This is a genomic window from Roseibium sp. (assembly GCF_050301095.1).
Taxonomy (GTDB): Bacteria; Pseudomonadota; Alphaproteobacteria; order Rhizobiales; family Stappiaceae; genus Roseibium.
The window spans coordinates 1-23,379 of the sequence record NZ_JBNKYW010000023.1 but is presented as its reverse complement, the minus strand read 5'-3'; the positions used below and the strand labels follow the sequence as shown (position 1 = coordinate 23,379).

22 protein-coding genes are annotated in these 23,379 nt (G+C 63.1%); 7 read left to right on the top strand and 15 right to left on the bottom strand.

What is annotated here, in order from left to right:
- From ACQY7U_RS01505 to ggt, 4 genes are all read right to left on the bottom strand, one after another.
- The coding region (locus tag ACQY7U_RS01505; RefSeq protein WP_428641256.1) for a DNA translocase FtsK 4TM domain-containing protein at nt 1-743 on the bottom strand (743 nt) is incomplete at its 3' end.
- Nucleotides 740-1,963 carry an aminotransferase class I/II-fold pyridoxal phosphate-dependent enzyme gene (locus ACQY7U_RS01500; RefSeq protein WP_428641255.1) on the bottom strand — a complete coding sequence of 408 codons (1,224 nt, stop codon included), beginning with the start codon at nt 1,961-1,963 and terminating at the stop codon, nt 740-742. The genes ACQY7U_RS01505 and ACQY7U_RS01500, both read right to left, overlap by 4 nt.
- Before the next feature lie 113 nt (nt 1,964-2,076).
- Nucleotides 2,077-3,462, bottom strand: a complete 1,386-nt coding sequence (locus ACQY7U_RS01495) for a multicopper oxidase family protein (RefSeq protein ID WP_428641254.1) — start codon at nt 3,460-3,462, stop codon at nt 2,077-2,079.
- 113 nt (nt 3,463-3,575) lie between these two features.
- Nucleotides 3,576-5,171: a gamma-glutamyltransferase gene (ggt, locus tag ACQY7U_RS01490; protein ID WP_428641252.1), complete on the bottom strand. Its 1,596-nt coding sequence runs from the start codon at nt 5,169-5,171 to the stop codon at nt 3,576-3,578.
- A 136-nt stretch (nt 5,172-5,307) separates the two neighbouring features.
- Between ggt and ACQY7U_RS01485 the strand changes: the two genes are divergently transcribed.
- Entirely contained in the window at nt 5,308-5,739 is a 432-nt protein-coding gene (locus ACQY7U_RS01485; RefSeq protein WP_428641250.1) for a GlcG/HbpS family heme-binding protein, read from the top strand.
- Nucleotides 5,740-5,751: 12 nt separating this feature from the next.
- Here ACQY7U_RS01485 and ACQY7U_RS01480 read toward each other — a convergent pair whose 3' ends face one another.
- Nucleotides 5,752-6,228, bottom strand: coding sequence for a GNAT family N-acetyltransferase (locus ACQY7U_RS01480; protein WP_428641248.1), 477 nt, complete (start codon nt 6,226-6,228; stop codon nt 5,752-5,754).
- 39 nt (nt 6,229-6,267) lie between these two features.
- Nucleotides 6,268-6,855 (bottom strand): polyhydroxyalkanoate synthesis repressor PhaR, encoded by a 588-nt coding sequence (phaR, locus tag ACQY7U_RS01475; RefSeq protein ID WP_428641246.1) that lies wholly within the window; start codon nt 6,853-6,855, stop codon nt 6,268-6,270.
- Nucleotides 6,856-7,174: 319 nt separating this feature from the next.
- Between phaR and ACQY7U_RS01470 the strand changes: the two genes are divergently transcribed.
- The 3 genes from ACQY7U_RS01470 (at nt 7,175) to ACQY7U_RS01460 (ending at nt 10,064) form a co-directional block, all read left to right on the top strand.
- Nucleotides 7,175-8,356, top strand: coding sequence for an acetyl-CoA C-acetyltransferase (locus ACQY7U_RS01470; RefSeq protein WP_428641244.1), 1,182 nt, complete (start codon nt 7,175-7,177; stop codon nt 8,354-8,356).
- A gap of 128 nt (nt 8,357-8,484) precedes the next feature.
- On the top strand, nt 8,485-9,213 hold the full coding sequence (gene phbB, locus ACQY7U_RS01465) for an acetoacetyl-CoA reductase (protein WP_428641242.1): 729 nt from the start codon (nt 8,485-8,487) through the stop codon (nt 9,211-9,213).
- 209 nt (nt 9,214-9,422) lie between these two features.
- On the top strand, nt 9,423-10,064 hold the full coding sequence (locus ACQY7U_RS01460) for a septation protein A (RefSeq protein ID WP_428641240.1): 642 nt from the start codon (nt 9,423-9,425) through the stop codon (nt 10,062-10,064).
- A gap of 186 nt (nt 10,065-10,250) precedes the next feature.
- Here ACQY7U_RS01460 and ACQY7U_RS01455 read toward each other — a convergent pair whose 3' ends face one another.
- From ACQY7U_RS01455 to ACQY7U_RS01440, 4 genes are all read right to left on the bottom strand, one after another.
- On the bottom strand, nt 10,251-10,673 hold the full coding sequence (locus tag ACQY7U_RS01455; protein ID WP_428641238.1) for a hypothetical protein: 423 nt from the start codon (nt 10,671-10,673) through the stop codon (nt 10,251-10,253).
- Between the two features lie 167 nt (nt 10,674-10,840).
- Entirely contained in the window at nt 10,841-11,026 is a 186-nt protein-coding gene (gene rpmF / locus ACQY7U_RS01450) for a 50S ribosomal protein L32 (RefSeq protein ID WP_428641236.1), read from the bottom strand.
- 181 nt (nt 11,027-11,207) lie between these two features.
- Nucleotides 11,208-11,939 (bottom strand): monofunctional biosynthetic peptidoglycan transglycosylase, encoded by a 732-nt coding sequence (mtgA, locus tag ACQY7U_RS01445; RefSeq protein WP_428641234.1) that lies wholly within the window; start codon nt 11,937-11,939, stop codon nt 11,208-11,210.
- Nucleotides 11,926-13,146 carry a class I SAM-dependent methyltransferase gene (locus ACQY7U_RS01440; RefSeq protein WP_428641233.1) on the bottom strand — a complete coding sequence of 407 codons (1,221 nt, stop codon included), beginning with the start codon at nt 13,144-13,146 and terminating at the stop codon, nt 11,926-11,928. The genes mtgA and ACQY7U_RS01440 overlap by 14 nt, the downstream gene beginning before the upstream one ends.
- A gap of 137 nt (nt 13,147-13,283) precedes the next feature.
- Between ACQY7U_RS01440 and ACQY7U_RS01435 the strand changes: the two genes are divergently transcribed.
- Nucleotides 13,284-14,189, top strand: a complete 906-nt coding sequence (locus ACQY7U_RS01435) for a polyprenyl synthetase family protein (RefSeq protein WP_428641231.1) — start codon at nt 13,284-13,286, stop codon at nt 14,187-14,189.
- A gap of 100 nt (nt 14,190-14,289) precedes the next feature.
- On the opposite strand, the gene ACQY7U_RS01430 is transcribed toward ACQY7U_RS01435, so the two are convergent.
- Genes ACQY7U_RS01430 through ACQY7U_RS01420 form a run of 3 tightly spaced genes read right to left on the bottom strand, consistent with a single transcriptional unit; the run spans nt 14,290 to nt 17,245 of the window.
- On the bottom strand, nt 14,290-15,225 hold the full coding sequence (locus tag ACQY7U_RS01430; protein ID WP_428641229.1) for a prephenate/arogenate dehydrogenase family protein: 936 nt from the start codon (nt 15,223-15,225) through the stop codon (nt 14,290-14,292).
- A gap of 20 nt (nt 15,226-15,245) precedes the next feature.
- Nucleotides 15,246-16,382, bottom strand: coding sequence for a pyridoxal phosphate-dependent aminotransferase (locus ACQY7U_RS01425; protein WP_428641227.1), 1,137 nt, complete (start codon nt 16,380-16,382; stop codon nt 15,246-15,248).
- The gene (locus ACQY7U_RS01420) at nt 16,379-17,245 is read right to left on the bottom strand and encodes a chorismate mutase (RefSeq protein ID WP_428641225.1); all 867 of its coding nucleotides are present in this window, start codon (nt 17,243-17,245) and stop codon (nt 16,379-16,381) included. The genes ACQY7U_RS01425 and ACQY7U_RS01420 overlap by 4 nt, the downstream gene beginning before the upstream one ends.
- Nucleotides 17,246-17,478: 233 nt before the next feature.
- Here ACQY7U_RS01420 and metX point away from each other — a divergent pair, with 233 nt between their 5' ends.
- The gene (metX, locus tag ACQY7U_RS01415; protein ID WP_428641224.1) at nt 17,479-18,687 is read left to right on the top strand and encodes a homoserine O-acetyltransferase MetX; all 1,209 of its coding nucleotides are present in this window, start codon (nt 17,479-17,481) and stop codon (nt 18,685-18,687) included.
- Entirely contained in the window at nt 18,684-19,316 is a 633-nt protein-coding gene (gene metW / locus ACQY7U_RS01410) for a methionine biosynthesis protein MetW (RefSeq protein WP_428641222.1), read from the top strand. Before metX ends, metW begins: the two co-directional genes overlap by 4 nt.
- A gap of 6 nt (nt 19,317-19,322) precedes the next feature.
- Here the strand turns inward: metW and ACQY7U_RS01405 are convergent, their stop codons facing one another.
- Nucleotides 19,323-20,696 (bottom strand): MFS transporter, encoded by a 1,374-nt coding sequence (locus ACQY7U_RS01405; protein WP_428641220.1) that lies wholly within the window; start codon nt 20,694-20,696, stop codon nt 19,323-19,325.
- An 83-nt stretch (nt 20,697-20,779) separates the two neighbouring features.
- Nucleotides 20,780-23,379: NAD-glutamate dehydrogenase domain-containing protein (locus tag ACQY7U_RS01400; protein WP_428641218.1), on the bottom strand; the 2,600-nt coding region annotated here is incomplete at its 5' end.

The window sequence follows — 23,379 nt, the reverse complement described above, 5'->3', positions numbered from 1 at the left end:
CAATGAGCCATCTGGCCGACAAAGGCGCTGGCCATGAGGCCAAGGCGCGACTCGCCGTCTTCATCCTCAAGGCCGAGATCCTCCTCAAGGGACCGGCCATGCCCCTTGGGCGTCTTGGCGGGCTCGACCTGCTCCGCCGCGGCACCGGCCGAACCGAGCCAGCCGGCAGCCGCCAGCAGGCAGAGAACCGCCGGAACACCCAGCCCCAGCCCGCCGACAATGGTTGCGGCACCGCGGGTCAGGTTGGCGGTGATAACGGCGGGGATGCGGTGCACCGTGTCGCCGAAGAAACCGCCGAGGCCGGTCGGCAGGGGCCAGCTTTCCGGCACGGGCAAGGCCGCCAGGGCCCCGGCGGCCAGCGAGGTTCCGACCAGCCAATAGGCCAGCCGCTTGCGGCCGATGCCGAGTGCGTGGCCGGTCAGCAGGCGCCAGCCCCAAAGGACCAGCGGAATCAGGAAGACGGCTGTCGCAAGGCCGATGGTCTGCATCAGGACATCGGCAACGACCGCGCCGGATGCGCCGAGCGCGTTGCGCACCGTGCCGGAGGTCGCATGGTTGAGGCTCGGGTCGCTCACCGACCAGGTGGCCAGGCTTGCCGCCAGCATGGCCGCAAGCGCGATCAGGCCGAGCCCCGATGCGCCGACAAGGTTGCGCCGGATAAAGCGTTTGATCGGGCTCTGGGTGTCCAGAAGGTCCAGGTTGGAGCGGCGGCCGTGGCCGCGAACTGCGCTTGCCCGTCTCATGCTTTGTCTCCCAACCAGTTGGCCAAACGTCGAAGAGCTGTGTCGGTCTGTACCAGCGGCGCGGTCAGACTGATGCGAATGTAGGTCCGGCCCGGATTGCTTCCGTCGGACTGGTCCGAGGCGAGATAGCTTCCCGGCAGCACCTTTACGCCGGCATCGCGCCACAGGGCTTTGGTGACGGAAACCGCATCGCCCCATCTGCCGATGTCGAGCCAGAGAAAGAAGCCGGCTTCCGGCGTGACCGGTCCCAGGATCGGTCCGAGATGACGTTCGGCCACCTCGAATTTATCGTTGTAAAGCCTGCGGTTTTCCGCGACGTGGGCCTCGTCCTGATAGGCGCGGACGGCAACCGCCTGTGCCGGCAAGGGTACCTGCGGCGCAGCCAGGCCACGGAACTTTGCCCACTTGCGCAGGAATTCCGGATCGCCGGCGGCAAAGCCGCAGCGCAATCCGGCAAGGTTGGAGCGCTTTGACAGGGAGTTCAACACGACGATGTTGGAAAGATCGCCGCCCATGTCCCGGGCGGCTTCCAGAATTCCCGGGGGCGGGGTGTCGCGGTAGATTTCCGAATAGCATTCGTCGGCGAATATGAAGAACCGGTGCTTGCGCGCCAGCCCGATCAGACGCTGCCAATAGGCAATGTCCGCCGCATGCCCTTCCGGGTTGGTCGGCGAGGCGATGTAGAAGGCAACGGTCTCGTCGAGCAGGTCCGCGTCCAGACTGGTGAGATCGGGCAGGAAGTTGTTGCCCGGGACGGCGTCCAGCAGAACGGCCTGTGCGTCGGCCACATGGGCGGCGGCGGCATATGTCTGGTAGAACGGGTTCGGCAGAATGACTGCCGGATGATCGAGTCCCTTGTCCAGCTGGTCGCGTGCGGAAATCGCTCCGAAGGACAGGCCTTCGCGGGAACCGTTCAGCGGCAGGACTCCGTGCTCCGGGTCGACGAGGCCGTTCAGCTGATAGCGCCTGTCCAGCCAGGCGGCAATGGCGGCGCGGAACTCCGGCGTGCCGTTGATCGGCGGATAGCGGCGGAAGCCGGCCATGTTCTCCGCCAGAACTTCGGCGGTGAAATCGGGAATAGCGTGCTGCGGCTCGCCGATCGTCATGATGATCGGGTCAAGACCGGGCGTCTCGCCGTCAAGCAGTTCGGCAAGGCGTTGAAACGGATTGGAGCTCGGCAGGGATGTACCGCGCTTATAGGCTTTTTGGCTGGCAACCATGAACAGTCCGGCAGTCGTTACGCAAAAACTCGCACCGACCCTATATCGCGCATGGTAAATCTCTTATTAACCAAGCACCCGCCCGCGCGGTTCTTTCTTCATTCTTCCAAATCCTAGCCCTCGATCCGCAGAAATCCGGTGAGACCGGTTTTCTGGTGCTCGATCACATGGCAATGGAACGCCCAGTCACCGGGATTGTCGGCCACCAGCGCCACGTCCATCGTTTCCTCCTTCAGCAGCAAGGCCGTGTCCGTCACCAGTGGCGGCAGCTTGCGCTTGTTGGAGTTGAGCAGGCGGAAGGATACCCCGTGCAGATGGATCGGGTGGGCGTTCGGGCTCTCGTTGCGCAGCCGCAGAATGTAGGATTTGCCCTGTTTCAGCGTCGCCAGCGGATCAAGCGGCCCCGGCGCGTCGCCGGTCCAGGCGATGCGGTTGATTGACCAGAAAGTATAGCCGAGCGACCCGCAGATGCTCGGCCGGGGGGCATTCCCTTCCGGCGACCAGCCGAACACGAAATCGAGGACCTCGGCGTTATTCAGGTCCGCTTCCGGCACCGGATTCGGGTTGAGCGGCTTCAACTCCCTTAGATCGCGCCGGGCGCTCGCACCCGCGGGACGGAACCGGGCCAGAACCTTGTCGCCACCGGACTTGCGCCGGACAAGGCGGACATCAGCCGCCTCCCCGTCCGGAACCCGCAGCGCGATATCCGCCCTTTGACCGGGCGCCAGCGTGATGTCCGCTGCCGGAACCGGTGATGGCAGCGGATTGGAATCTAGGGCGATCACCAGCGCTTGTGCGCCTTCGACGGCATAGGTGCCGACCCGCGTCAGGTCGGTCACCGCCAGCCGCAGGCGAACGAGACTGCCGGCTTCGAGTTCAAAGTCCGGCTCGACCTGCCAGTTGACGGTCGAAACGGTGCCGAGCGTGCCGCCACGGGCGGCATTGCGGGGTTTGTAGAAGTCAATGAACTGGCCGTCGCTGCCCAGCCGGAAGTCGCGGATGTTAAGCGGCAGGTCTTTGTCGAAGCCCGGGTCTTCCCCGTCCTCCACAATCAGCATGCCGGTCATGCCCCGTGCAATCTGCTCCAGCGTGTTGCAGTGGGGGTGATACCAGAAGGTGCCGGCGTCCGGAGGCGTGAATTCGTAGCGGAAGGCCTGACCGGTTTCGATCGGGTTCTGGGTGAGATAGGGCACGCCGTCCATGCGGTTGGCGATCCTGAGGCCGTGCCAGTGGACGACGGAGGCTTCATCGAGCGCATTGGTCACCTCAATGGCGGTTTTCTGCCCCTGTTTGAGGCGTAAAACCGGGGGCGGCCCATCGGCGGCGAAGCTCATCATGGCCTTCGTCACCGTATCCGGCAGAATGCCGTGATCAAGACTGGAAAGGGTTAGCGCATGTTCCGCCGCCTGCGCCTGCCGGGCAGCAAAGCCGCCGGCTGCGAATGCGGACAGGGTGCCGGCGCTGCCGAGCAGAAACTCCCGCCGGGAAAGACCAAGCATTTGAAATCCTCATGTGTTCCGGGCGCGTCCGGGTGCACTCAACACAATGGACGCGACCTTCACAAGGATCAAATTGACGCGGGCGCCGGGTCCGTATCCCCAGGGTCCGTACCCTAGTACCCCGCCGCGTGGCCGTCCTTGCGCGGATCGGAACCGGCGGTCAGGAGATGCCGCGCCTTGTCGATCATGATCGCCTGACTGCCGCCGATGGGGCCACCCGCCGGACCGACCTTGTGGCCGAGGTCGGCAAGGCCGTCGAGCGTGGAGCCCGGAACAAGCCGTTCCGCCTGCAAGTCGTGGGTGTCCATGTCGAAGAACATGCGCGGGAAGTCGATCGCCGCCTGCACATCCATGCCGTAGTCGATGATATTCGTCAGCACATGAGCATGGCCGCAGGCCTGGTACTGGCCGCCCATCACGCCGAAGGAAAGGAACGGGGCGCCGTCCTTCAGCACCATGGCCGGAATGATCGTGTGCATCGGCCGCTTGCCGCCGTCGATCGAATTGGCGAATCCGGGCGCCGTCTTGAACGACTTGCCGCGGCAATGCAGCAGGACGCCGGTGTCGGGCGCAACGATGCCGCTGCCGAAGTCGCTGAAGAGCGAGTTGATGAAGGAGACCGCCCGGCCTTCCTTGTCGACCACGGTGAGATACACCGTGTCGGTCTGCGGCGGCAGCTGGGCCTCCGGAACGGAAGCCATGCGCCTGGATACGGACATCTGTTGCGCAAGCTGCTCCAGATAATCCGAGCCGATCAGGCGGGAATGGCAGACATCCATGTAGCCGGGATCGGTCACGAACTTGTCGCGGACCGCATAGGCGATCCGGGCGGCTTCCATCTCCAGATGGAACCGTTCGGGGCCGAGGGGATCCAGATGTTCAAGTCCGAAACGCTCCAGAAGACCGAGGATGACGAGCGCGATGATGCCTTGCCCGTTCGGTGGCAGCTCGGCGACCGTATAACCCTTGTAGTCCCGAAGCACCGGGGAGACGGCGGTCGTGTGACAGGCCGCCAGATCGTCCTTGGTCATCAGGCTGCCGTGCGCCTGCAGCGCGGCCACGATGTCATCAGCGATGGCTCCGGCATAAAAGGCTTCCGCGCCGCCCTCGGCGATCATCTGGAAGGTGTCTGCAAGCCGCGGGTATTTCAGGATGGTTCCGACCCTGGGCGCCTCGCCGTTCACCAGATAGCGGGCTGCGGATACGGGATCGGCCGACAGCTTGCCGACATTGGCAGCCCAGTCGTGGGCGACACGCGGAGCGACCGGAAAGCCGTCGCGCGCATATTGGATGGCCCGTTTGAACAGCGTCTTGAAGCTCTTGGTGCCGTGGGCCTTGAGCAGCGTTTCCCAGGCCCGGACGGCGCCCGGCACCGTGACCGCGTGCGGAGAGGTGTCGGTGATTTCGCTGACACCGAGTTCGGCCATTCTTTCCGGTGTTGCGGCCCGGGGTGCGGCCCCGGAGCCATTGAAGCCCGTCAGGCGGCCGTCCGGCTCCATGACGATGGCGAAACAGTCGCCGCCGATGCCGGTCATATGCGGTTCCACCACGCATTGCACTGCGACCGCCGCTATGGCCGCATCGACCGCATTGCCACCATTTTGCATGGTCTCCAGGGCTGCAGTCGTGGCGAGCGGATGGGAAGTGGAAGCCATGGCTTCGCGCGCCAATACCGGGGACCGGCCGGGTGCCTGAAAATCGCGCTTCACTGATGTCCTCCCACCTGCAACTGCTCATTGTTTCCGTTTCGCCGCAGAAGCTTCTTGGTAAACCTGCCTATTCGCCGGTGCGCATGTCTGCTAGCAAAATCGGATCGCGGGCAGCACCTTAAGGAGAAGCGGTGAAATGCGCAAACTGACACTTTCGACAGCAGAGACCATCACTATCGCCGCCTTTGAAAAAGCAGCGGAACTCAAGCTGAAACCGCTTACCGTCGCCGTTCTCGACGCGGGTGGTCATATGATCGTGCTCAAGCGACAGGACGGGGCATCGATCATGCGCCCGCAGATCGCTTCGGGGAAAGCCATCGGCGCGCTTGCTGTCGGAACCGGTACGAGGTGGCTCAACGCCAACGCCGAAACGCGCCCGCATTTCGTCAACGCCTTGAACGGCGTTTCCGGCGGCGCCATCGTTCCGGTTCCCGGCGGCGTTCTGATCAGGGATGAGACCGGAGAAACGCTCGGGGCCGTCGGCATCACCGGCGACACTTCCGAAAACGATGAAGCCTGCGCGGTGGCGGGGATTGAAGCGGTGAACCTGACGGCCGATTGCGGCTAGGCAACGGGACCGCTACCGGCCAAGCGGCTTGCGGAAGATTTCCAGACTGCCGGTCCGCGTCTCCATGGAGTCGATGCATTGCCAGTCCCTGCGTTCAAGCAGGGACCGTGCGGCCCCCGTCGTGGCATGGATTTCACCGAAGCCGAGCCTTCCGGCTTCCTGTTCCGCCGCCTCGACCAGCCGCGACCCGACGCCTAGGCGCCTCTTGTGCGGGGGGACGAGCAGCCCGGTGAGCCAGGCGCCCGGGTAGCGATCCGATCCGGGAGATGAGGTCCTCAGCGACACCGTTCCGACCGGTTCAGCTGCTGCGTCGAGCGCGACCAGGCAACTTGGCAGGCAGGCGGGATCGGCAAGACACGCCGTGAGATCAAGCCGGGCATCTCCGGGTCCGGACGGTCCGTACCAGCCCGGCCATTCTTCCAGATACCACTGTTCGATCCGGGGCAATGTCTCCTGACGGTCGGCCACCGAGACTACGGTCAGGCTCATCGCCGTCTTTCTGTTTGCTGGTCCTCGGAAAGCCCGGCGTCAGGACTTGTCGGAAAGCTGGTTGATCTTCTTCTGCATTTCCTCAAGCTGCCGCTTCATGTCGTCCAGATCGTTGGCCTCGGCCTTTGCCGGCTTGGGCGCGCCCGTGGAGGGGGTTTCGGAAGATCCGTTGTCGCCTGCCGGGAACGGCATGAACATCTTCATCGCCCGTTCGAACATTTCCGTGTTGCGCTTGACCTGGTCCTCGATCGCCTCGAAAGCGGTCGCGCCAAAGGTTTCGCTCATCTGCGAGCGCAGTTTTTCCTGCTCCTTGGTGAGCGAGGTCATGGAATATTCCAGAAAGCTCGGAACGAGCCCCTGCATGCTGTCGCCGTAAAAGCGGATCAGCTGGCGCAGGAATGCAACCGGCAGCAGGTTCTGTCCCTTGCCTTCCTGCTCGAAAATGATCTGGGTCAGCACGGACCGGGTGATGTCCTCGCCGGTCTTGGCGTCATAGACCACAAAATCCTCTTCCCCCTTCACCATCACCGCCAGATCCTCGAGCGTTACATAGGTGCTGGTGCCCGTGTTGTAGAGCCGCCGGTTGGCGTATTTCTTGATGATTGTTGGCTCGTTGTTCTTGGCCATCCGTCACTTCCGCCTGTCTGCCTTACGGCTGGAGCGAGAGTGTCCCCGCTCACGTTTCCCATTTGACGACAAGGCCTTCGCAGACCTGTCATCTCCTCCGACTAAGAGACTAAGCCAATCGTATCGGATCTTGCCACCCTTTTTATGTGCGCCGACGAAAGGATTATACCGCAATTGCGAAATCAGGCCGCTGAATGGGGGGGATACGGTTGACACAAAACCCGCCGCAGTTTCTAGTCCAAGCATCAACAGGGATACGCAGGTGCCCTTGCGGCACCAGCCCTCTACGGTCAATCGGCCTCAAGTTCTGGAGAATATGATGAGCGCTTTCACCGATATCGTCATCGTCAGTGCGACCCGCACACCGGTCGGGACCTTCAACGGATCCTTCGCCAATACCCCTGCACATGATCTGGGCGCCATCGTCATGAAAGCGGCCATGGAAAAGGCCGGAGTGGACGCAGGCGACATTGACGAGGTCGTCTTCGGCCAGGTCCTGACCGCAGGTCAGGGGCAGAACCCCGCCCGACAGGCAGCCATCAAGGCCGGCATTCCGGACAGCGCGACCGCATGGACCCTCAACCAGGTGTGCGGCTCCGGCCTGCGCACGGTTGCCATTGCAGCGCAGCAGATCCTGACCGGCGACGCCACCATCATGATGGCGGGCGGCCAGGAAAACATGTCGCTGTCGCCGCACTGCGCCCATATGCGCGCCGGCTACAAGATGGGCGACTACAAGATGATCGACACCATGATCAAGGACGGCCTGTGGGACGCCTTCAACGGCTACCACATGGGCCAGACCGCCGAAAACGTCGCCGAGAAGTGGCAGATCAACCGCGAGCAGCAGGACGAATTCGCGGTTGCCTCCCAGAACAAGGCGGAAGCCGCCCAGAAGGCGGGCAAGTTCAAGGATGAAATCACGCCGGTCACCGTCGTCGAACGCCGGGCCGAGCGCGTGGTGGAAGACGACGAGTACATCCGCCATGGTGCCACGCTGGAAAGTGTCGCCAAGCTGCGCCCGGCCTTCACCAAGGATGGTTCCGTCACCGCCGCCAACGCCTCCGGTCTCAATGACGGTGCCGCCGCCATCCTCGTGATGAGCGCGGCAGAAGCCGAAAAGCGCGGCCTGACCCCGCTCGCCCGCATCGCTTCCTGGGCAACCGCGGGCGTCGATCCGGCGGTCATGGGCTCCGGTCCGATCCCGGCCTCCCGCAAGGCCCTGGAAAAGGCCGGCTGGAACGCCGCCGACCTGGATCTGGTGGAAGCCAACGAAGCCTTTGCCGCCCAGGCCTGCGCCGTGAACAAGGACATGGGCTGGAACCCGGATATCGTCAACGTCAACGGCGGTGCGATCGCCATCGGTCACCCGATCGGCGCCTCCGGCGCCCGCATCCTGACCACGCTGCTGCACGAAATGGGCCGCCGCGACGCCAAGAAAGGCCTCGCCACGCTCTGCATCGGCGGCGGCATGGGCGTTGCCATGTGCCTGGAACGCTGATCGGGCACGATTGAAACAACCATGGTCGGCGCACCGCGCCGGCCATGACCTTCAAGAGAGAGAACGACGGAATCTAAAAACCCCAAGGAGCCCGAAGGGCCCGGAACCGGAAGTCAGGAGGAAGGGGAATGAGCAAGGTCGCATTGGTCACTGGTGGCACGCGTGGTATCGGCGAAGCAATTTCGCGCGGTCTGAAGGATGCAGGTTACACGGTGGCGGCCACATACGCCGGCAATACTGAAAAAGCTGAGGCCTTCAAGGCGGAAACCGGCATTCACGTCTACAAGTGGGACGTCTCCGATCCTGACGCCTGCGCGGCAGGTATTGCCCAGGTGGAAAGCGAATTGGGACCTGTGGAGGTTCTCGTCAACAACGCGGGCATCACCCGTGACGGCATGTTCCACAAGATGGAATTCGACCAGTGGCGCGCTGTCATGTCCACCAACCTGGACAGCATGTTCACCATGACCAAGCCGGTCATCAACGGCATGCGCTCTCGCGCCTCCGGCCGGATCATCAACATCTCGTCGATCAACGGCCAGAAGGGCCAGATGGGCCAGACCAACTACTCCGCTGCCAAGGCCGGCGTGATCGGCTTCACCAAGGCGCTTGCCCAGGAGAACGCCTTCAAGGGCATCACCGTCAACTGCGTCTGCCCCGGCTACATCAACACCGACATGGTCGCCGCCATGCCGGAGAAGGTGCTGGAATCCATCATCTCCGGCATCCCGGTCGGCCGCCTCGGCCATCCTGAGGAAATCGCCCAGACGGTCGTTTACCTCGCCTCCGACGCCGCCGCCTTCATGACCGGCGCCGTGATGACCATCAACGGTGGCCAGTACATCGCCAACGGCTGAGTTGGCGGGATCTGTCCCAAGCATGCGGAAAGGCGCCCTCAGGGCGCCTTTTTTATGCAGCAGGACGCATTCCGGCATTTGCCTTGCCATGTGATCTGGCAAATGAAATGTCAGACAGACTTTTGGGAAAAGACCCTCGCTGCTTGACCCTGACACGGTGCATCACCTATGTCCGGAAGAGGCAGCCTTGAACAGGAAACCAAATCGCGATGGAATTCGAACACGCTCCGAACGACCCGACCCGCAAGGAACTTTCGCCGCTCCTGAAGCTGGCACTGGAATTGGGGCCGCTCGGCGTGTTTTTCCTGTTCAACGCCCGGGGCGAGCAGATCGCGGCGGCCTTTCCCGTGCTTCAGGCCGTCGGCAAGCCGATCTTCCTGGCAACGGCAGCTTTCATGATCGCCATTACCGTTTCGCTGGTCGCGTCCCTGTGGCTTACCAAGCGCCTGCCGATCATGCCGGTGGTCTCCGGTGTCGTCGTCCTGGTCTTCGGGGCACTGACGCTCTGGCTGCACGATGATCTTTTCATCAAGCTGAAGCCGACGATCGTGAATTGCCTGTTCGGCTCGGTCCTGCTGGGCGGGCTCCTGTTCGGCAAGCCCCTGCTCGGCTATGTCTTCGACAGTGCCTTCCGCCTGACGGACGAGGGCTGGCGCAAGCTGACGTTTCGCTGGGGCGTGTTCTTCTTCGTGCTGGCGGTGATCAACGAGGTCGTCTGGCGCAGCTTCTCGACCGATTTCTGGGTCAGCTTCAAGGTCTTCGGCATAATGCCGATCACGCTGGTCTTCACGCTCTTCCAGCTGCCCTTGATCCAGAAATACGCCATCGTCGAGGATGGCAAGGACGCCTGAGGGCGGCAGAGCCTACACACCGATAGCCGCGCTGGTCGTTTTAACACTCATCTTGTCATCCCTGCGAAGGCTGGGATTCAGTAATCGCAGGCGCTTGAATAGTCCGGCGACGCCAACAGTTACGGGATCCCGGTCTTGCCGCTGATGCGTCAAACCGGGATGACAACAAACAGGCGTGAGCAATACCTAGTGCAGATCCCCGCGCCCGAAGGACACGTCCCGGCGGGCGCCGGTGATGGAGATGGAAAAGCCTGCGATCACGTCGATCAGCGCAATCACCGTCAGGATGAAGAACAGCGACGTGGCAGCGGTCTGATGCACCAGGAACTCCACCAGATAAATGACGAACACCAGGACGGACAGCATGTGGTCGAGCAGCGCCATCGTGCCGATGCGGGTGGCTTTCAGGATTTCAAGGAAAAGAAACAAGAGGCCCATGGTGATCAGGAGGTCGCTGGCCAGCAGCTGAAAGATGGCGCCTGACACCATTGGCACGGTGAAAACCGGTTCGGACCAGAAATTGGCGTTCGAGGCGCCCTTGGTGAAGGCCAGGCCGTTATAGATCAGCAGCGTGAAAAAGGTGAAGGGAAGGGCGGACAAAAGGCGCATCGAACGGCTCCCGCAAGAGTATGGGGCCCGGGAACGGGCGAACCTGTTATGACCTGACACGGGGAATGCCGCCATTTCAAGGCAAAAGAAAAAGGCCGGCCTGTCGAAACAAGGCCAGCCTCAATCCTGGTTTGCCATGCGGCGATCCACCCTGAAATCCGAGCAGTTTATGCGTCGTCCTTCGGAGCGAGGATCTGACGGCCCCGGTACATGCCGGACTTCAGGTCAACGTGATGCGGACGGCGCAGTTCGCCCGAATCCTTGTCCTCAACGTAAGTCGGCTGTTTCAGGGCGTCCGCGGAACGGCGAAAACCGCGCTTCATGCGCGAGGTTTTTCTCTTTGGAACGGCCATTTTGTTTTTCTCCGTGGTCCATAACCGCGCTGCCCGGACCGGGTTAGCCCGGGGCGTGGCGTCACGCAGCGTGTTGGAATGCGCGGCGTTATACAGGCAACGCCGGCGTTTTGCCACCCCATAGACGAAATTTTCTTTTTCTAACTAGAGGAAGCGGCATCTGCGGTCCACCGCAGGGGTGTCATTTCCCCAGAACACAGCCGAAAATCGGTCCGGCCACTTTGACGCGCGCCATGTTGGTTGCGGCGAGCCGCCGGTGTCCCGGGCGGGGTTTCGCCGGGTTCCTGCCGAGCGGATTCGGCAGGGCTGTCGCCAGCCGGGCGGCCTCCGCCCTGGTCAGGTCCTTCGCCTTCTTGCCGAACCAGGCCTGCGCAGCCGCCTCCGCCCCGAAGATGCCCTCGCCCCATTCGGCAATGTTCAGGTAGATCTCCAGGATACGTTTCTTGGTCAGGATCGCGTCCAGCATCAGGGCCAGCGGCAACTCCAGACCCTTGCGCAGATAGGAGCGCTCGCCCCACAGAAACAGGTTCTTGGCGGTCTGCATGGTGATGGTGCTGGCGCCGCGCGGCCGCTCGCCGTCGGTCAGGGCCTCGACCTGATCCTGCAGCGCGTCCCATTCGACGCCGTGATTGCTGCAGAACCGGCTGTCCTCGGAGGTGATCACCGACCTGATCAGATTGGGCGAAATGTCTTCCAGCGGCACCCATTGCCGGTCCACCCAGAGAAACTGGACATAGCGGCCGATCATCAGCGTGCTGACCGGGGGCACGACGGAATAGATCACGGTGAGGACCGGCGGCAGCAGGAGCAGGATCAACAGGAGTTGCAGAAGGCGTTTGCGAACAGTGCGGAACACACCTCCTTTCGCGGAGGATCGCGCGCTTTCCCTGGTTGCCGCCTTATTCCGGGCCATTCAGCTTCCGCTCGTTATCGACAATGAAGTCCCGGACAACCGGAACCGCATCCCGCTCCTTCGACAGAAGAAGCTGGAACACCATGTTGGATCCGTGGAGAAAGCCCAGTTCGACCGCACAGAGATAGAACTCCCACATGCGGCAGAAGGTTTCGTCGTAAAGACCGGCCGCCTCCGCCCGTCTGGCTTCGAAGCGGCGCCGCCAGTCGCGAATGGTGTAATAGTAGTGGAGCCGCAGGATTTCCGCATCGCACACCCATAGCCCAAGCCGCTCGGTGGACGCAAAAACTTCCGAGAGGGCGGGTACGTATCCTCCGGGGAAAATGTACTTTCGGATGAAGGGACCGGTGGTTCCGGGAGGCGTCATGCGGCCGACGGAGTGGATAACGGCGTAACCGCTTTCCGACAGGCATTCCCGGATTTTGCCAAAATAGGCGTCCAGATGCCCGATGCCGACATGCTCCATCATGCCGACGGAGATGATGCGGTCGAATGTACCCTCAAATTCCCGGTAGTCCTTCAGCACGAAGGTCACCCGGTCCTCAAGGCCGGCCGCACGCACACGCTCCTCGGCGATTTTTACCTGTTCCGGGGAAACGTTGAGGGAAGTGACGCGGGCGCCGGCCTCGGCCATCCGGATGGCCAGCGACCCCCAGCCGCCACCGATTTCAAGGACTTCCATGTCCGGCTCAAGGTCGAGCTTGGCAACCAGATGTGTGAGTTTCGCCGCCTGCGCCTTTTCCAGGCTGTCGTCCGGATCGGTGTAATAGGCGCAGCTGTAGTTGAGCCCTTCGTCCAGAAACAGCCGGTAGAGATCGGTCGACAGGTCGTAGTGGTGGCGCGCCTGCTGCTTCGCCCGTTCCACGCTGTTCTTCTGGTGGTGCCTGCGGAACGCCTTCCAGCCCTTGCGCAACAGCCCCTGGACCGGATGTGCCCCGAGCGGGGCCCGGTTGATGGAGAACAGGAACATGAAGTCGTAGCAGGTCGAGCCTTCCTCCATCGTCAGGGTTCCATCCATATAGGCCTCGCCCGCCGCCAGTTCCGGGTTGAGAAACAGCGACCGGTAAAGCTTCCTGTCGTGAAGGCGGATGGTAACGGTCGGCCCATCCTCGCCCGAGCCGAACTCGTGGACCTTGCCGGCAACGTCCACGACGCGCATGCGGCCGCGCCGGATGAAGGATCGAAGCAGGCTGGACAACAGTTTCATGAGGCAATTCTCCGGAATATGCGTGGTGCAAAACGTTTTGATGGCCGATTTTCAATTTCCAGCCTTGACGATACAGAGAATTGGTTTCAGGGAAACCCGGACCTTCAAAAAAGTACCCATGTGCGCCGGAGCCCATCGTGACCCTTGACCTGAAGCAGCATTTGGCGGCTCAAGCCGGAAGAGTGGAAACCTGCCTGGAGCAGCTCTTGAACGATGTTGCCCTACAGGAGGAAATCGTCCGCCCTCCGCGTCTGCTGGCGGCCATGCGCCATGGTGCTCTCAACGGCGGGAAACGCCTCAGGCCCATTCTTGTGCTGGAAGCCGCGAACCTCTTCGGCCATGCGGACAACGGCGCCCTCAAGGCCGCTTGCGCCCTGGAACTCATTCACTGCTATTCGCTGGTACATGACGACCTGCCGGCAATGGACGACGACGACCTGCGCCGGGGCCAGCCGACGGTTCACAAGGCCTATGACGAGGCAACCGCCATTCTGGCGGGGGACGCCCTGCTGACGCTGGCCTTCGATGTGATCGCAGAGGACACCGTCCATGCCGACCCCTCGGTCCGCCTGCGCCTGTCCCGGGAGCTTTCCCGCGCCGCCGGTGTCGGCGGCATGGCGGGCGGCCAGATGCTGGACCTGGAGTCGGAGCACCGCGAGCGCAGCGAGGCGGAAATCCGGCGGTTGCAGTCCATGAAGACCGGCGCTTTGCTGCGCTACGCCTGCCGCTCGGGCGCCATCCTGGCGGATGCGGGCGATGCCGACGTCGACCGACTGACCCGCTTCGGCGAGGTGATCGGCCTGGCCTTCCAGCTTGCCGACGATCTCCTGGACGTTGAATCGACCCCGGAAGCCATGGGCAAGGCCACCGGCAAGGACGCGGAGGCCGGCAAGGCGACGCTTGTGGGCCTCATGGGCGTGGAGAAGACACGCGCCGAACTGGCGCTGCTCCTGAGCGAGGCGGAAGACCTTCTGGCCCCCTATGGCGAGCGCGCAAAGGTTTTGACGGCCCTTGCCGGCTACATCGTCAACCGGTCGAACTGAAACCCTGATGCTTTGGTGTATCCCCGGGTGAGCGAAGCGAGACACCGGGGCGACACTCCGGTCGTACTTCGGCCTGCACCCAGGAAAGATACTTCCCGGATTACTCTGCCGGAGCGTCCTTGGCGTGGCGGCCGAAATCCGGGGCGTCGGTTTCCTGGCCGGCTTCGATGATCGACCGGCGGATGCTGCGGGTGCGGGTGAAGAGGTCGAACAGCATGTCGCCGTCGCCCCAGCGGATCGCACGCTGCAGGGCGGAAAGGTCCTCGGAGAACCGCGCCAGCATCTCCAGGATCGCTTCCTTGTTGTGCAGGCAGACGTCACGCCACATGGTCGGATCGGACGCGGCAAGACGGGTGAAGTCGCGGAAACCGGAGGCGGAGTATTTGATCACTTCTGACTTGGTGACGGTTTCCAGGTCGTCCGCCGTGCCGACGATGTTGTAGGCGATCAGATGCGGCAGGTGCGAGACAATCGCCAGCACCAGGTCGTGATGCCGGGCGTCCATCCGGTCGACATCCGAGCCGCAGCCGCGCCAGAAGGTGCTGAGCTTTTCAATCGCTTGCCGGTCCGTCCCTTCGGGCGGGGTCAGGATACACCAGCGCTGGTCGAACAGGGTCGGAAAACCGGCGTCGGGGCCGGACTGTTCCGTGCCGGCGATCGGATGGCCCGGAATGAAGTGCACGCCGTCCGGCACATGCGGGCTGACCTGATCGACGACCGATCCCTTGGTCGAGCCGACGTCGGTCAGGATGGCACCTTTCTTCAGGGCAGGCGCGATCCATTTGGCAACCGCCTCGTTGGCCCCGACCGGAACGCACAGGATGACAAGGTCTGCCCCTTCGACCACGTCGGCTGCGTCGAGCGAATAGATGTCCCCCAGGCCCAGTTCCTCGGCCCGCTGCAAGGTGGCGGGCGAGCGGGTGGAAATCGCGATTTCCTTCACCAGACCACGCTGGCGGGCGACTTGCGCAAGGGAGGAGCCGATCAGGCCGATCCCGATCAGCGCCATGCGTTCAAAAAGGGGGGCACCAGTCATGTTTTTCTAAAATTCTGCTTTCAGGCTTGTTCCAGAAACGCTTTCAAATGCGCTACGACCGTGCGGTTGGCGTCTTCCGAGCCGACCGTCATGCGAATGGCGTTCGGCAGGCCGTAGTTGCCGACCATGCGCAGCACGCACCCGCGCTCCAGCAAATAGGCATCGGCATCCGGCGCGCGCTTGCCGTCTTCGTCGGGGAAGTGGATCAGCACGAAGTTGCCGACGCTCGGCGTTACCTTCAGGCCGAGCCCTTCCAGTTCTGCGGTCAGCCAGGGCAGCCATCTTTCGTTGTGCTCGACCGAGCGGGCGACAAATTCGCGGTCCTTGACCGCGGCAATGCCCGCCGCGCCTGCCATGCCGGAGACGTTGAACGGACCGCGGATGCGGTTGAGCGCATCGATGATGTGGGCCGCGCCGAAACCCCAGCCGAGGCGCAGGTTGGCGAGGCCGTAGATCTTGGAAAATGTCCGTGTCATGAAGACATTGTCGGAGGTCGCGGCCAGCTCGATGCCGCTCTCATAGTCGTTCTTGCGCACATATTCGCCATAGGCCGCGTCCAGCACCAGCAGGACATGCGGCGGCAGGCCTTCGTGCAGGCGCTTGACTTCCCCGAACGGCAGATAGGTGCCGGTCGGATTGTTCGGGTTGGCGATGAAGACCATTCTGGTCTTGTCCGTGACCCGCGCCAGAATGGCATCGACATCGGTCGTCAGGTCTTTCTCCGGCGCCACGACCGGCGTGGCTCCCGCCGCCCGGATCGCGATGTCGTAGACCAGGAAGCCATGCTCGGAATAGATTGCCTCGTCGCCGGCGCCGAGATAGCCATAGGCCACCAGGCTCAGGATTTCGTCAGAGCCCGCACCGCAGATGATCCGGTCCGGATTGAGACCGTAGACCTCGCCGATGGCGGCCCGCAGATCGCTCGAGGATCCGTCCGGGTAAAGCTCCAGATGCTGGGCAACCGCTTCCAGGGCCGCTCGTGCCGCGGCGCTCGTGCCGAGCGGGGTCTCGTTGGAGGACAGCTTGTGAACGGTCTTGCCGTGGGTGCCCTTGGACTTGCCCGGAACATAAGGCGCGATATCCAGAACGCCGGCCTTGGGCTGCGGGCGGTTGATGCTGTTTTCTGCGGCTTCAGTCACTTTTGTCATCTCGTTCATTCCTGAGACTCTCCACCTTCCGGGTCGAATGTGTCTTCCGTGTCACCATCGATCGGCGCGGCATACCCGCCGACGCGTCTTAAGACGTCCGGTTCCGCGCCGGCTGCGGCGCAGGCCTTGAGAACTTCGTCTTCCCGAAGGTCACCCGATATCGCGAGCAGGGCGTCGACCCCGCGGGCGGACCGGAAAAAGCTGAGCACTTCAATGCCCTGGTCCATCAGTTTGCCGGGCAGGAGGTCCGACCAGCGCGCGTCATAGACCGCGATATCGGCCGTGTCGGCAAGGCTGTCCGCCCTGGCCAGCACCAGCGCCGGGAGATCCGCGGGCCGCTCGTCCAGAACGACGAAGGGGAGACGTGCGCGTACCTGTGCACCGGCTTCGCTCAATCCCCGCCACCAGGGCAATTCGGCGCGATCCGCCAACGCCACGATGCCGAGGTCGCCGGTCGATGCGGCAACCGCGCCAACCACGTCGGACGCATCGCTGCCGGGAACCAGGTCCACCGAAAATCCGAAATAGAACCGCGCCAGATCCAGCATGTCGATCAGATCCGCGCTGCCATCGAGATGCACCGCGGTTTCCCGGTCGAGTCCGCTGCAGGCGCAGATGATATCGCGCCAGATGTGCTCGGCGGTCGTCAGAGGCAGTTTGCCCTGATGGCGTTCCACCATCTGGCGCATCGTGTCCGCATCCTGCTCCGGCCGGTAAAGGGCGCCGTTCTCGCCGGTCGATCCCAGGACGGCGGCGAGGTCCGTCTCGGCTTCGGCGCGCTCCATCAGGGCAGCGTGGATCCGCGCGTCGATTTCATCGACCCGCGCCCGCAAATCGTCCAGAGACTTCCCGCCGTCCGGCAAATGAGACATCTGAGGCTCCAGCCTTCTCGTAACAAGCGTCGTTCACAATGGGTTCAGCGGCGGATAGTCATAGGCATGTGATCGCTCAAAGGCAAAAGAAAACATTGACTCGGCGCGCTTCGCGCGGCTACGTCGCCAGTCTGGTTGCCGCGCGCTTCCGGGAGCTTGCCTTTTGGTCCCGGCACAAGACGTTGCAATCGGTCAGGAAATTCACGCAAAGCCAATGAGCCGTTCCCTGAGTCATGTCCAGCGAAACTTCACCGCCAGCGCCGCTCAAAGAGCAGACGAGGAATGAAGCGGAAACGCCTTCAAGCCGGCTCGCGCGCTTCCCGGCGGAGGCGCCGCTGGAACTGGATTCCGGTGCCAGGCTCGGCCCCTGGCAGATTGCCTTCGAGACTTACGGCGAACTGAACGCCGACAGGTCCAACGCCGTCCTGGTCTGTCATGCCCTGACGGGCGATCAGTATGTCGCCTCGAAGAACCCGGTGACCGGCAAACCCGGCTGGTGGGAGCTGATGGTGGGGCCCGGAAAGCCGGTCGACACCAATCATTATTTCGTCATCTGTTCCAATGTCCTGGGCGGGTGCCTGGGGACCACGGGACCTGCCACCATCAATCCGGCAACGGGTGCGCCCTACGGCCTCGACCTGCCAGTCGTCACCATCCGCGACATGGTGCGCGCGCAGGCGCGGCTGGTCGATCATCTCGGCATCGACACGTTGTTCGCCGTGATCGGCGGCTCCATGGGCGGCATGCAGGTGCTGCAATGGGCGGCAAGCTATCCCGAACGTGTCTTTTCCGCCGTGCCGATCGCGGCCGCGGCCCGGCACACGTCGCAGAATATCGCCTTCCATGAGGTCGGCCGCCAGGCGATCATGGCCGATCCGAACTGGCGGGGCGGCAATTACATCCAGGAGGGCTGCCGTCCGACAAAGGGCCTGGCGGTGGCACGCATGGCCGCCCATGTCACCTACATGTCGGACGAGTCGCTTCACCAGAAATTCGGGCGCAACCTTCAGGACCGGGACAACCTGACCTTCGGCTTCGACGCGGACTTCCAGATCGAAAGCTATCTGCGGCATCAGGGCATGACCTTCGTCGACCGGTTCGACGCCAATTCCTATCTCTATGTCACGCGCGCCATGGATTATTTCGATCTCGCGGACCAGTTCGGCGGTACGCTGGCCAATGCTTTCACGGGTACGAAAACCCGCTTCTGCGTGATGTCGTTTACCTCCGACTGGCTGTTTCCGACGTCGGAAAGCCGCCGTGTGGTCAAGGCGCTGAACGCGGCCGCTGCCAATGTCTCCTTCGTCGAGATCGACAGCGACCGGGGACACGATTCCTTTCTGCTAGACGTACCGGAGATGTTTCAGACCATTCAAGGTTTCATCACCGGGACGGCGCGGGCGCGCGGTCTGCCGGCGCCTGGAGAGGAGGCTGGCGTATGAACCTTGCACCTCACCAGACCCGGCCGGGCAAGACCCGCGGCGACCACAAGGTGGTGGCGTCCTTAGTGCCGGAAGGCTCCAGGGTTCTCGACATCGGTTCGGCGGACGGGGCTTTGCTTGATCTTCTGCTGCGCGAGCGGCATGTGGACGGGCGCGGCATCGAGCTGTCCCAGGAAGGGGTGAACCGCTGCGTTGCCCGGGGACTTTCGGTCATCCAGGGCGATGCCGACCAGGATCTGGCCGACTATCCGGACCAGGCCTTCGACGTCGTCATTCTCAGCCAGACCCTGCAGGCGACCCGGGAACCGAAGACCGTGGTGCGCGAACTTCTGCGCATCGGCAAGCAAGTGGTGATCTCGATCCCGAATTTCGCCCATTGGCGCAACCGCGCCCAGCTGCTCTTCCGCGGCCGCATGCCGGTGACCAAGTACCTTCCCTACGAATGGTACGACACGCCGAACATTCACTTCTGCTCTTTGCGCGACTTCGTCGAACTGTGCCGGGAACTGGACGCGAAGGTCGAAAAAGCCGTCGCGCTGAGCGCCAAGGGCAACAAGATCCCGGTCAATGCCCCCTGGTGGGTCTGGAATCTCGTCGCCGAACAGGCCGTGTTCCTGCTGAAGCGGTAGAGCGGGTCACCGTTCCGGCCGCGTCTCCCGGACCATCGTCAGCAGAATGAAGCCGGCGGCGAAGAATATCAGAATGACGGACATGCCCGCGGGCTGGCTGCCGGTGAGGCTGGTAACGATACCGACGGTGAGCGGCGCGAGAAAGCTGGTCACCTTGCCGGACAGCGCCAGCAGGCCGAAATACTGCGTCATGCGGTCGGCGGGTGCCAGCCGGATCAGCAGGCTGCGGCAGGACGCCTGCAGCGGGCCCGAAACGGCGCCGATCAGGCCACCAAGGGCGATGAACATCTGCTCCGGCAGCGAGGCGAAGAGCGCGCCTTCGGGGGCTGCTGCCGTCTTGACAACGAAGAGCACCGTCGTCCTGTCGACCGAAATCATGCCGAGACCACAGATCATCAGCACGATCAGCGCAAACAGAATGACCGGTCTGGCGCCGAAACGGTCGTCCATCGGGCCGCCGAGGATCAGTCCAAGCGTACCGGTCACCGTCAGGATGATGCCGAAGGTTCCGATCTCGATGGCGCCCCAGCCGAGCTGTCCGGCGGCATAGATGCCGCCGAAGGCAAACAGGGCCACCAGCCCGTCCTTGAAGATCATGTTGGCCAGCAGGAACAGGAATATGTTCCGGTTCCGGCGTGCCTGGGCGAGGCTCTCCAGGAGGTTCGCCAGCCCCGTTCGCACCGCCTGCCCGATCTTTGCCTGTTGCGGCACGTCCGGGACGAACAGGAACATCGGCAACGCGAAGACGGCAAACCAGAGCGCGGAAAACGGGCCGACGACCCGGTCGCCTTCTTGCGTGGCCGCATCCAGACCGAAAACAGGTACGAGGTTAAGCAATGTGAGGCCCGTTTCAGGTCTTGCAGCAAAGAAACCCAGCGCGATCACCAGGGTCACCAGCCCGCTCACATACCCGAGCGCCCAGCCGAAACTCGACAGGCGGCCGATGTGGGCGGGGGGAACCAGAGAGGGCATCATGGCGTTGTTGAAGACCGTGGCGATCTCGATCGAAAGTGTACCGATGGCAAAAGCGGTCAAGGCGATGGCGATGGCGTTGGGGTTTCCCGGTGCGGCATACCAGATGGCCCAGCAGCTGATCAGAAAGGGAAGGGTGCAGAGGAGAATCCAGCGTTTCCGGCGTCCTGTGGCGTCCGCCACCGACCCGAGAATTGGCGCGGAAACGGCGATGGCAAGCCCCGCTGCCGCCGTCGCATACCCCCAGAGCGATTGCCCCTCCGCCGGCGTGGCGGCCAGCGTGGAGGCAAAATAGGGCGCAAAGACAAAGGTGGTGATCAGCGTGAAGAAGGGCTGCGCGGCCCAGTCGAACAAGGCCCAGGAAACCACCGCGCGCCGGTCCGCACCTCCGAAGGAAAGATCTGCCACCCCTGTCTCCCGAGAGCTCTGCTGTTCCTGTCAAAAAGGCCGGCAGGGGATCTGCCGGCCTTGTTCTTCATTCGCAACCGCGGTCAGGCTGCCGAGCAGATTTCTGCCAGCAGGCAGGCTGCGACCGAGAATTTGGAGACACTGAGGCCACCGTCCAGGATCTCGGTGACCGCCTGCCGCGTGCGGACGACCTCCTTCTGATGTTTTTCCAGCCAGGCCGCGAAGCCGCCGTCCCGGACCGCTTCGATGGCCAGGGTGCGATGGGCGGCAAACAGGGTCGCCCGGGCCCGGTCGAGCGCGAGACCGTCATAGTAGTCCTGAACGTCCAGTTCGGCGGTGCGTTCGTGCATCGCGCCGATCTCGAAGTGGTGCGCAACTTCGTAGTAGGCGGTCGCGGCCGTATCCAGGTTCGCGCCGGTTTGTTCCGAAACGATGACGATGTCCGGAATGGCATGTTCGGCGAGCAGCCAGGCGATCCGCTTGGCAAGTGCTTCCGGCACGCCCTTTTCCATATAGGCGGCGGCCCGCTCGTTGAGCATGGCGGCGGGTTCCTCGGGCAGGACCGATTCCAGACGGCCGCGCAGGGCGGAAATGCCGGAGCGGAAGCGTTCGACAACCGCAGACAGGCCGTTTTCGAAGGAAACGTTGCGCTTGAACCAGACCACCCGTTCCAGCAGCAACGTCTGGACTTCTGAATAAAGTTCCAGCTGCAGGTCGCCGTCGATCTTCGTGTCGAGCGCGTCGATTTCCTCGTTGAGTTCGGTCAGATCGTAGCTGTTGCGCACGGCGACGAAGCCTTGCGCGATTTCCGTCGGCGTCGCGCCGGTCTGGTCGATCAGGCGCGTCAGGAAGGTCGGTCCGCCCCGGTTGATCATGGAATTCGCCAGCATGGTGGCGATGATTTCGCGGCGCAGCCGGTGACCGTTGATCTCGTCCTGGTAGGTGCCGGCCATCTGGTCCGGGAAGTAGCGGAAGAGTTCGCGGGCCAGGTAATCGTCGTCCGGAACCGAGCTTTCCAGCAGGCTGTCGAACAGCGTGATCTTGGCATAGGCCAGAAGCACGCCGAGCTCGGCCCGGGTCAACGCCTGTCCGGCCTTGCGCATTTCGTCGAGGGTCGCCTCGTCCGGCAGTTGCTCGACCACCCGGTCCAGGTGCCCTTCCTGTTCCAGCTGGCGCATCATGCGGACCTGATAGCCGAAGTCCTGCATGCCGCGCAGTTCGGTCATGGAAATGGCCAGCGTCTGCAGATAATTGTTCCGCAGCACAAGCTCCGCGACCTCGTCGGTCATCTCCGCCAGCAGCTGATTGCGCTGTTCGATGGTCAGCTTGCCGGTCTTGACCGCCGCGCCGAGCGCAATCTTGATGTTGACCTCCATATCCGAGGAGTTCACGCCGGCGGAGTTGTCGATCGCGTCCGAGTTGCAGCGTCCGCCTTTCTTGTTGAACTCGATGCGGGCCAGTTGGGTCAGACCGAGATTGGCACCTTCGCCGATCACCTTGGCACCCACTTGTGGAGCGGTGATGCGGATCGGGTCGTTGGCCCGGTCGCCCGCGTCGGCATCGGTTTCCGTGGTTGCGCGGATATAGGTGCCGATGCCGCCGAACCAGAGCAGGTCCACCTTCATCCTCAGGATGGCCATCATGACCTCCTGTGGTGTGGCGTTGGCCTTGTCGAGTTGCAGGAGTGATCGGATTTCCGGGGTAAGCGGAATGGACTTGAGCTGGCGGGAGAAGATGCCGCCGCCCTTGGAAATCAGCTCTGCATTGTAGTCCTTCCAGGAGGAGCGCCCCAAGTCGAACAGGCGTTTGCGTTCCTTCCAGCCCGTCGCCGGGTCCGGATCCGGATCGATGAAGATATCCCGGTGGTCGAAGGCGGCCACGAGCTTCGTCGCCTTGGACAGGAGCATGCCGTTGCCGAAGACGTCGCCGGACATGTCGCCGACGCCGGCGGCGGTGAAGGGCTCCGTCTGGATGTCCCGGTTCATCTCCCGGAAATGGCGCTTGACCGCTTCCCAGGCGCCGCGCGCGGTGATGCCCATCTTCTTGTGGTCATAGCCGGCGGACCCGCCGGACGCGAAGGCGTCGCCCAGCCAGAAGTGCCGGCCTTCCGAGATGCCGTTGGCCGTGTCGGAGAAGGTGGCCGTGCCCTTGTCGGCGGCCACGACCAGATAGGGATCGTCGCCGTCGAACCGCTTGACGCTTTCCGGCGGCAGAACCTTGTCCTCTTCCAGGTTGTCGGTGACGTCGAGCAGGGCGTTGATGAAGATCTTGTAGCTTTCCGTGCCCTCCCTGAACCAGGCTTCACGGTCGCTCATTGGCGGCAGAAGCTTCGGGACGAAGCCGCCCTTGGCGCCGACGGGAACGATCACCGCGTTCTTGACCTGCTGCGCCTTGACGAGGCCGAGCACCTCCGTGCGGAAGTCCTGTGGACGGTCGGACCAGCGCAGGCCCCCGCGGGCGACCATGCCGAAGCGCAGGTGCACCCCTTCCACCCGCGGGCTGTAGACGAAGATCTCGCGGAAGGGCCGGGGCTGGGGCAGATCGTCGATGCTGCGGCTGTCGATCTTGAAGGCGAAGGTCGGCTTCGGCTGTCCGTCCTTGCCGAGCTGGTAGAAGTTGGTTCTGAGGATCGACTCGATGGCGTTCTGGAAGCGGCGCAGGATGCGGTCGTCGTCGAGGCTGG

What these genes read in the sequence shown, in the direction of transcription:
- ACQY7U_RS01500 (WP_428641255.1), bottom strand. Translation starts at nt 1,963, where the DNA reads ATGGTTGCCAGCCAAAAAGCCTATAAGCGCGGTACATCCCTGCCGAGC.
- ACQY7U_RS01495 (WP_428641254.1), bottom strand. Translation starts at nt 3,462, where the DNA reads ATGCTTGGTCTTTCCCGGCGGGAGTTTCTGCTCGGCAGCGCCGGCACC.
- ACQY7U_RS01485 (WP_428641250.1), top strand. Translation starts at nt 5,308, where the DNA reads ATGCGCAAACTGACACTTTCGACAGCAGAGACCATCACTATCGCCGCC.
- ACQY7U_RS01480 (WP_428641248.1), bottom strand. Translation starts at nt 6,228, where the DNA reads ATGAGCCTGACCGTAGTCTCGGTGGCCGACCGTCAGGAGACATTGCCC.
- phaR (WP_428641246.1), bottom strand. Translation starts at nt 6,855, where the DNA reads ATGGCCAAGAACAACGAGCCAACAATCATCAAGAAATACGCCAACCGG.
- ACQY7U_RS01470 (WP_428641244.1), top strand. Translation starts at nt 7,175, where the DNA reads ATGAGCGCTTTCACCGATATCGTCATCGTCAGTGCGACCCGCACACCG.
- phbB (WP_428641242.1), top strand. Translation starts at nt 8,485, where the DNA reads ATGAGCAAGGTCGCATTGGTCACTGGTGGCACGCGTGGTATCGGCGAA.
- ACQY7U_RS01460 (WP_428641240.1), top strand. Translation starts at nt 9,423, where the DNA reads ATGGAATTCGAACACGCTCCGAACGACCCGACCCGCAAGGAACTTTCG.
- ACQY7U_RS01455 (WP_428641238.1), bottom strand. Translation starts at nt 10,673, where the DNA reads ATGCGCCTTTTGTCCGCCCTTCCCTTCACCTTTTTCACGCTGCTGATC.
- rpmF (WP_428641236.1), bottom strand. Translation starts at nt 11,026, where the DNA reads ATGGCCGTTCCAAAGAGAAAAACCTCGCGCATGAAGCGCGGTTTTCGC.
- mtgA (WP_428641234.1), bottom strand. Translation starts at nt 11,939, where the DNA reads ATGGCCCGGAATAAGGCGGCAACCAGGGAAAGCGCGCGATCCTCCGCG.
- ACQY7U_RS01440 (WP_428641233.1), bottom strand. Translation starts at nt 13,146, where the DNA reads ATGAAACTGTTGTCCAGCCTGCTTCGATCCTTCATCCGGCGCGGCCGC.
- ACQY7U_RS01430 (WP_428641229.1), bottom strand. Translation starts at nt 15,225, where the DNA reads ATGACTGGTGCCCCCCTTTTTGAACGCATGGCGCTGATCGGGATCGGC.
- ACQY7U_RS01425 (WP_428641227.1), bottom strand. Translation starts at nt 16,382, where the DNA reads ATGAACGAGATGACAAAAGTGACTGAAGCCGCAGAAAACAGCATCAAC.
- ACQY7U_RS01420 (WP_428641225.1), bottom strand. Translation starts at nt 17,245, where the DNA reads ATGTCTCATTTGCCGGACGGCGGGAAGTCTCTGGACGATTTGCGGGCG.
- metX (WP_428641224.1), top strand. Translation starts at nt 17,479, where the DNA reads ATGTCCAGCGAAACTTCACCGCCAGCGCCGCTCAAAGAGCAGACGAGG.
- metW (WP_428641222.1), top strand. Translation starts at nt 18,684, where the DNA reads ATGAACCTTGCACCTCACCAGACCCGGCCGGGCAAGACCCGCGGCGAC.